Origin of the sequence: Limnobacter olei (assembly GCF_029087225.1) — a bacterium.
GTDB classification, from domain to species: domain Bacteria; phylum Pseudomonadota; class Gammaproteobacteria; order Burkholderiales; family Burkholderiaceae_B; genus Limnobacter; species Limnobacter olei.
Map to the genome: position 1 here is coordinate 1 of NZ_JARFJD010000044.1, position 7,837 is coordinate 7,837.

A 7,837-nucleotide genomic window follows, 5' to 3' on the forward strand; every position below is an offset into this window, starting at 1 on the left:
GCTTGGAGCCTGCCTACGGGGCTTATGTGTGCGAGTCCAGGAGGAACGACACTCGCATGACACCTAACAATGGCCGCTAGTTCTTTTCAAAAAGCTCTTTCCACCGAAGCTTTGATAAAAGCGTGGAAGCATCTCTATTCAAAGACCTCGAAGCGATCAAAAGACACTGTCGGAATTGACGGCATCAGCATCAACGACTTCGAAATTCATCACAAGGCCAACATCGCCAAGCTTGCGAGAGAACTTCACAATAACGAATTTCGATTTAAGCCGCTTTACCCTCATTTCATTCCTAAGCCACATTCAGAGAAATTTCGGCTCATCTGTGTTCCGACGGTCGAAGATCGAATCGTTCAACGCGCGTTAGTCAATTTTTTGTCGTTCAAGTATTTGAACAAACTGGATAATTCGATCAGCTACGGCTTTGTACCAGGTAGATCCGTCCTCGAAGCTGCAAAACGAGCATGTGATCTACGCAAAAAGAACCCTTGGGTTCTAAAAACGGATATCACCTCATTTTTCGATATGATTCCGCGGGAGCTCCTACAGGCCACTATACGAAAGGAGATCAAAGATTCTTCTTTGCATGAGATTCTGATGATGGCCGCTAGCTGCGAAGTCGACAAATCAAGATCTAACACAGCGTCAAGACTCAAAGTTCTTGGAATAAAAACGGGCCTCGGAGTCAGACAAGGGATGCCACTTTCGCCTTTTTTTGCGAATTTGCTGCTCTATCCTTTAGACAAAAAATTGATGGAGCTCAAACTCAAAACTGTTCGGTATGCCGATGACCTAATATTTTTCTCTGACAGCGAACAAAGTTGCCAGTCAATTCTTGAGACATGCCAGAGTGAAATTAGTAAATTAAAGCTAAGTCTTCCTGAGATTACACCTGGCTCAAAATCAATAATTTACTCACCAACCGATCCTGCCGAATTCTTGGGATTAGAACTAGCTAAATCACCAACAGGGTACGAACTAAGACTTTCAAAAAATCAACGACAAAAAATCAGAGCAGAAATTCTTCAGCTGGGAACAATTAAAGAATTGATCAGTAGAGGAATAACCCTTAGAAACCTAGGCCCTCATCTTTCAGCAAAGGTCAATGGCTATATTGATGCTTATCGTGCGTGCACGAACGCCGATGAACTAAAAAACGACCTGAAAGACATTGAACAAAAAACGCTTAGGAACCTCTATCAGCAAGAACTGGGTATCAAAATAAACTCTGTAAGTGCTGAGGTCCGTCGATTTCTGAATCTGCGCTGACTGATGTGTAGAAGTTAAGATCAGACCAAACAGGCAGTGTCAGATTGCATCAAAGTTTTATTTCGGCTGTTCGGCCGAAGCGGACTAAAATGACCTTTGCAATAGCGACAGCTTTTGATCCGAAGTAGCCGTTAGATGCAGTAGTTCCCAGTTGATCTGACACAAGCCTCACCAAAAGGTGGGGTTCTCTGTTGTGATTTAGGTGCGAATCTTCATCAAGAACGGCGAAATAAGTTCTTCGGGATGTTGCTTCCACAAACTTACAGCGAACGCCAAGACTAACCATGGTTTAGTTGCCAAACCCATGAACGAATAGCGTTAGATTCCTTTTCAAAGAAACGCTTTGACTTGTGTCACCAACAACCCAAGCAATGCGCTGCCAATGATCACTTGAATCACCCCCCGTTTGAACTTGAAAAGCGCAAGTGTCGCTATTACGGCAATCAGAGCGGCCGGCCATTCAAACCCAGAGAGAAATGCAGTTGTGGACATACCGCTCGGCCAAAGCACGTGGTAACCAAAAAACAGAGCCAAGTTTAAGATCACGCCTACCACAGCAGCAGTTATCGCCGTCAACGGGGCAGTCAGCTTGGGTTGATTGTGGGTGGTTTCAATCAAGGGGCCACCCATGAATATGAAGATGAATGAAGGCAGGAATGTGAACCAGGTCACAACGGTGGCTCCTGCAACACCCGCCCAGAATAACTGCTCTGGACCAAAAACTTCCTTTAAATAGGCCCCTACAAATCCTACGAAAGTCACAATAATAATGAGCGGGCCGGGAGTCGTTTCTCCCAAAGCCAATCCATCAATCATCTGGGTTGCATTGAGCCAGGAAAAATGCTCTACCGCACCCTCGTAAACATAGGGCAGTACTGCATAAGCCCCGCCAAATGTGAGCAACGCAGCTTTCGTGAAAAACCAGCCCATTTGGGTCAGTGTGTGCTCCCAGCCAAAGTACAGTGTCATCAACCCCATTGGTACAGCCCACAAACTCAAACCAATCGCAGCAACCTGAATAAGGCGCTTCCATGTGAAAAGCGCATGGACAGGAGTCGGTGTGTTGTCATCAACAAGCGCGCGTCCGTAATCCTTTTGGGATGATGCATGCCCTCCACCGATTGCGAATTGTGCTGGCCTGACTTTTCCACCCCAGTAGCCCAGCAATGCGGCCATGGCCACAATAAGGGGAAACGGAATACTGAACACTGCGGTGGCCACAAATGACAAGGCTGCCACCGTCCAAAGTATTCTGTTCTTCAACGCCCTTGATCCGATTCGATGGGCTGCCTGAAACACGATAGCGGTAACTGCCGGTTTGATTCCGTAGAAAAGACCGGCAACCACCGGAGTATCGCCCAATGCAATGTATACCCAAGACAAGATGATCAACAGTAACAAGGACGGCAACACAAACAACACACCGGCGAGCACTCCGCCGACCGTCCGATGCATAAGCCATCCAATGTAAGTTGCAAGCTGTTGCGCCTCCGGACCGGGCAAAACCATGCAGTAGTTCAGCGCGTGTAGAAAGCGCCGCTCAGATAACCAGTGCTTTTTCTCGACCAATTCCTGGTGCATGATCGCGATCTGACCGGCGGGACCTCCAAAACTGATGAAGCCAAGTTTGAGCCAGAATCTGAAAGCTTCCCAAAAGCCAACTTGGGAAGGCGAATGCGTTTCTTGATTTTGCAAAGTGTTAGAACTCATGGTTGGGATTGCTCGTTATCGTTTTGAAATGCAATTAGCAGGGCGTCGAAAACAGGAGTTACCATAGCCAGCAGTTGGTCATCATCTGGCGCTTGACTTCGAAGACCTGCCAGCATGCGTTCCACCCCTGTTGCCTCAGGCACAGGAATGCCACCTGCATCCAGAAAATGAATCACGTTGGCCAGTCTTGTGAGACCATCAATATGTAGGTCAAAGGCAGCAATCAAAACCTCGAAGCTCACCTTCGAATCGATGTGCGTGAATTGCGCTCCATCAAAATCAAAACCCAGCGCATCTTCGGGGCACTCTGAAGGATGCCCCAGCCAGAGAAATGTGGCCCCTGTGTCAATGAATCGCTTGATTAACCAAGCACAAGCCATGCGGTCGACCCACATGTTTTTGCGAGTGGCCCATTTTTTGAACTGAAAGTCTTTAACCGAAAGTTGTTTGATAGTGCCTGTTGCGAAATGAGGTTCATTGGGGCTGTGTAAAAGTCTCAGATCCTTCGCGAACTGCTCCATGGCCAAAACCGCTTGTGCATGAGCAGCCTCTTTGAAATAGTCAATCAATGCGATCTGATCCAATTCCTTTTGTAAGCGTTTGATCACACGTTCTGCATCTGTGGGACTGGACGCCCCTAAGCGCCTCGCTTGAATTAAATGTTCGAGCAGGGATGCGTAATCTGCGCTGCGATCAAAAAAAACTGGAAATTGAGCTTCATTCGAGGGCTGTGTTTCCAACACCCAGGCATTCCCTCCCGCTTGAGTAATCTCATGCTGAATGCTGTCGAAGGATGATCGACAAGAATCGAGGTCCGGCAACAGATACACCCCGTCGCGTAACGGGTGTGCGCCGATTGCTTTGAAAAGTCGCCACAGCTTGGTCCTGAGCGAGGTGTTTTCAGAGGGAAGGCTGCTAATTAAAACCAACCAATTTCGCATTTATATAACGCTCATAACATGTTGTTATGATTGTTACATAAAATGAGTGGATTGAGTAATTTGACTTGCGCATCTGTTCTCGTCATTGTTGGAAACGTTGACAGTAGTTTGGACGGTTTGAATGGCATGGATTGCAACGAAGTACCTGATCACCGCTGGGCTTGTGGTTTTGATCTCTGAATTGGCCAAGCGCAGCGACAAACTGGGCGCTTTTATTGCGTCGATCCCGCTTGTCACGTTGCTGACATTGATTTGGCTTTATGTGGAAGGTGCAAAGGTGATTGCCTCGGTGACTTTGGCTGACAAAAAGAATGTGGGTGTTCGGTTTTCAGTGAAGTGACTTGTCTTTCCGAAGGGAGAAACTCCCTTCGGTTCCAGGACAGAGGAAGGTAAGTTTTTTGAAATCGTCTAGAAGGTGTATTTACAGGTCAGCAACTTAGTTGCGTTTTCAATTGCGGAATTGTTGACTGATTTCCGCTCTATAGCGGACGTTCTATCAATTATCTGGATTGGCGGCTTTGGCCCAGTTGCGGACAATCTACTCCATGTCGATCTGACACATTCTGTCTAATCAAACTCCAACTTCTGCAACTGATGCCACTTTCTGCATCATCTAGTGGGTCATTTTTACATTGGCGGTGACATCACAAGTCATGCTTCCTATCTCTGCATTGCACCAGCTAGATAATTTTCGACCGTCACCAATCCTCGATCGCCTTCTTCAAGAATCAAGTCAATTGGTCGCTGACCACCAAAAGCACCATTCGATCTTCGCATCCAATTGTTTCGAACCTCTTCTTGGGGAAAAAGAAAGCACAAATACCTGTGGATTGTGAGCAGTGACTTTTCTAGTGTCTCAGGGCAAACCTTCTCGATGATCCGAGTCGAATCACCAGTACTAAGCCCCCAAACCTTGAAAATCATATCTTTTTCACTCATAACTTGAATAATTAAATGGATAAATGCCTTAGCCAAAACACTTCTACCGAAACATTGAATAGGAAAGCTATCCCGATTGCATGTTTGGTCTTATTGCAATGCTAAAGAGGTAAGTTTTAATAACATGGGTTCCATGTTGATCGCATAGTTACCAAACCACAGTCGACAACAAAAATTATTCGAATTGAAACGAAATCAAAAGCTGTCGTAATCGGTGCAGCAGTGGTGGACGAAGGAATTCATAATGTTGATGGACAAGACGAATCAGTTCACTCTGATCTATTGAACTAATAAATCCACCCTGATACAGGGCATTGATGGAAATTTTATCCAGTCTGTTTTTCTGGTGGCCAAACTGAAAGTAGCCATGCAGAAGGCAACTAAGTATCGCGTTACCGTTTTGAAGTCTAATTACTTCATCGTCTGGTAGCACCCCTAGAGACTTCCAATCGTCATCAAGTACACGTAAGCCATTGCCATCAGTTAACAGTTCAGTACAGTTTGGACACTCCATGAGAATTCCAATTTCCCTGCCTACTTTACGTTGGCGCTTAGGACATACGGGCAGTTCGATTGGGTGCCTACAGTTCTGACAAGCCACTTCCAATAAACAACCGTGGGTTCTGCACACCCGGACGAACGAAAGCATCCATTCAAACTTGAAATGCGGCACCTGATCCTCGACCATGCAACGTGGACAAAACTTCAAGGTTTGTAATGGCATTACAAAACGTCTTGAATTTTGATTGCAATTTAAATTCCGAAATAACCTGCTCACAATTTGACGTTGCATTTTGAACCAAGGCATGTTCACTAGGAATATGCGCTCCAGATGCTCAATTGCTCCAATCCCAATGGAAAAGTCTTGTGCCTCACCCTTCATCAAACCAAGCACCTCTAGCAATTCATCTAAGCTTTCGCCACATTCGATCGCGGCCCGTGAGATCCATGAGATCAAAGACTCCATGGGCAGAGGAAGTGGTAACAAACTTAGAAATAAATCATCCGCCAGTGTTACTCGATCAGAACTTGAATGAAAGTTGAGCGGAATTTGAACAGAGCGATGACGGGCAGTGGTAATTGAAGATTCGTGCATAAATTTGATCGATAAAGTTGTAACGTAACGGTGAATCAATCGACCAAGCCAGTTTTGCGAGGGCTGGTTCGTGAACAAATGGTTCCAACTTGGAGTACCTTCGCTCATCTGAAGACATCACGTCAGTGAACCTAACAAAACCTCGATTCAGTATTTCGTGAAAACGCGGTATCGAATACCGGATTGATGCCCAACTTGGGCGATGCGATTGATACGGCCTCTCATTAATCCCAAATGCGAGCAGCAAATAAATTGACTGTCCGTATTCAAGTAAATCTAGCCATCGAAAAACATCTATCGAACTTGCTTGCCCCTCCTGTAATTTGTTATCAATCCAATGCGCCAACATCAAGTCTGATCTGGCTAGCCTCGCTAAGTCGCCTTCAATTCCCAATGGGCATCCACACGTGCACGTGCAAATCCATGGGCGTGCCCAACTGATCTTGCGATCACACCAGCTACAAGAATCCACCAAATAACAGGCGTGTTGCGAACATACCGTTGAGGCGGTCAAATCCCAAGATTTGCGCAGGTACTGATTTGTATAAACGCACAATGGACAAATTGCTGGATGGCGAAATCTAACCTGAGATCGAAATGTTATAACTAGGCGATAAATACGTCCGCCCGCTTTACCTCTGGTTTGCTCATAGAGATCATCTGGACCTATACCGTTACCAAATACCTCGACCACAGCTTGATGATGCATTCTTTGCGGGAAAGCATCGTTACGAATACCCAATCGATTTCGGAGCCAGGGCAAAGCCAAATCGTTTTCACGAAGACTTCGGTACATGTAACCAAGTGCAGACTCATCGGAAAACCGAGGCGATGCACAGAGTGCGGTGTGAGCACTCACAGCACATTCTCGGTTGATTCAATGTTGGCGAGGTAACTCAAAGCTTCTTTCAAGTCATCTACAGTGGCAACTTGCCTTTGATCACGTACAACGATCATCAACACCTCCAGCATAACGCGCGCCAATTTCAGTTTGCTCGTGCCTACGTACTGAGCAATCATGCCCAGACCTACTTGGTCAAAGATCTGTGATTGAATTCCGAAATCATCAAGTAATCTTTTCTTAAAGCCACTCAACATTCGAGGCCAATTGTCGTCAGTCGAGAGATCTCCCATCGGAATCTCTATGTCAGTACACGAGGCTAGGTCGGAAGAGGTTCTTGGCAATTCTCGAAGTTTCTTTGTACCAACTAATAACAAAGGCAACTTGAGTTCCCTCGAAATACTCGATAGAAAAATCGCCAATTCAGCAGTATGTTTTGGCAGCAAATTTGCGGAGTTTTGCTTCGGCCTCACGAATATATCTGCATTGTGTACAACCCAAAGTCGAATTTCCCTTTTACTTAAATACATTCGTAAAAGTCGAGCTTGCTTGAAAGTCTCGATTCCTGTTCCACCATCCTGGATTGGATAACGCATCGCCACCAAAGATTTTGAAACTAAGCTTCTTCGTGAAATGGCCTCATCCAGGCTGACTTGTAAAATTCTCGCATTTGGATCCAATTCGCCCCTCGACTGAAGGCTTGCATGAAAGGTCTCAAGAAGCATCTTTCTTCCGCTCCCCGGTTCTCCAATCAACATTCCTCCTTGGGGATTTCTAAAATAGCCACCCAAGCTATAAATCCGGGTCAAACGCTCGACACCTCTTGATAAGTCCTGTGTGGTGATTGCGGTTAGATCAAGCTTTTCCGCCGCGATAATTGAACGGGTTGGGTATAAAAATCGTATTCGTTCTTTGTCGATATCAAGAGGGTTTGCACGCTCTGGTGTCATTGAAACTTCAAACATCTTGCCCTCCTAGATTCCAAGAAGAAACTTCAGAGGTAAGTTCAATATCGGTCGAAAGTGCATATTCTGGCCAAAC

General features: G+C 45.8%; 7 protein-coding genes and 1 pseudogene. 2 read left to right on the top strand and 6 right to left on the bottom strand.

Annotation, left to right across the window (positions count from 1 at the left end):
- Positions 1 to 69: 69 nt before the first annotated feature.
- On the top strand, positions 70 to 1,269 hold the full coding sequence (locus PY990_RS16040; protein WP_275272465.1) for a reverse transcriptase domain-containing protein: 1,200 nt from the start codon (positions 70 to 72) through the stop codon (positions 1,267 to 1,269).
- Between the two features lie 330 nt (positions 1,270 to 1,599).
- On the opposite strand, the gene chrA is transcribed toward PY990_RS16040, so the two are convergent.
- Both chrA and PY990_RS16050 read right to left on the bottom strand, forming a co-directional pair.
- Entirely contained in the window at positions 1,600 to 2,979 is a 1,380-nt protein-coding gene (gene chrA, locus PY990_RS16045; protein WP_275272466.1) for a chromate efflux transporter, read from the bottom strand.
- A complete protein-coding gene (locus PY990_RS16050) occupies positions 2,976 to 3,920 on the bottom strand; it encodes a chromate resistance protein ChrB domain-containing protein (protein ID WP_159569249.1) in 945 nt (314 codons plus the stop codon). The genes chrA and PY990_RS16050 overlap by 4 nt, the downstream gene beginning before the upstream one ends.
- Before the next feature lie 121 nt (positions 3,921 to 4,041).
- Between PY990_RS16050 and PY990_RS16055 the strand changes: the two genes are divergently transcribed.
- Positions 4,042 to 4,260: a DUF3147 family protein gene (locus PY990_RS16055; RefSeq protein ID WP_159569248.1), complete on the top strand. Its 219-nt coding sequence runs from the start codon at positions 4,042 to 4,044 to the stop codon at positions 4,258 to 4,260.
- A gap of 320 nt (positions 4,261 to 4,580) precedes the next feature.
- Here PY990_RS16055 and PY990_RS16060 read toward each other — a convergent pair whose 3' ends face one another.
- From PY990_RS16060 to PY990_RS16070, 4 genes and pseudogenes are all read right to left on the bottom strand, one after another.
- Complete coding sequence (locus PY990_RS16060; RefSeq protein ID WP_275272467.1) at positions 4,581 to 4,895, bottom strand: MbcA/ParS/Xre antitoxin family protein; 315 nt, start codon at positions 4,893 to 4,895, stop codon at positions 4,581 to 4,583.
- 139 nt (positions 4,896 to 5,034) lie between these two features.
- Positions 5,035 to 6,063: a TniQ family protein gene (locus PY990_RS16065; protein WP_275272468.1), complete on the bottom strand. Its 1,029-nt coding sequence runs from the start codon at positions 6,061 to 6,063 to the stop codon at positions 5,035 to 5,037.
- Positions 6,064 to 6,439: 376 nt separating this feature from the next.
- A pseudogene (locus PY990_RS16420) lies at positions 6,440 to 6,751 on the bottom strand (TniQ family protein); the annotation flags it as partial.
- Between the two features lie 59 nt (positions 6,752 to 6,810).
- Positions 6,811 to 7,761 (bottom strand): TniB family NTP-binding protein, encoded by a 951-nt coding sequence (locus PY990_RS16070; protein WP_275272469.1) that lies wholly within the window; start codon positions 7,759 to 7,761, stop codon positions 6,811 to 6,813.
- Positions 7,762 to 7,837 lie beyond the last annotated feature (76 nt).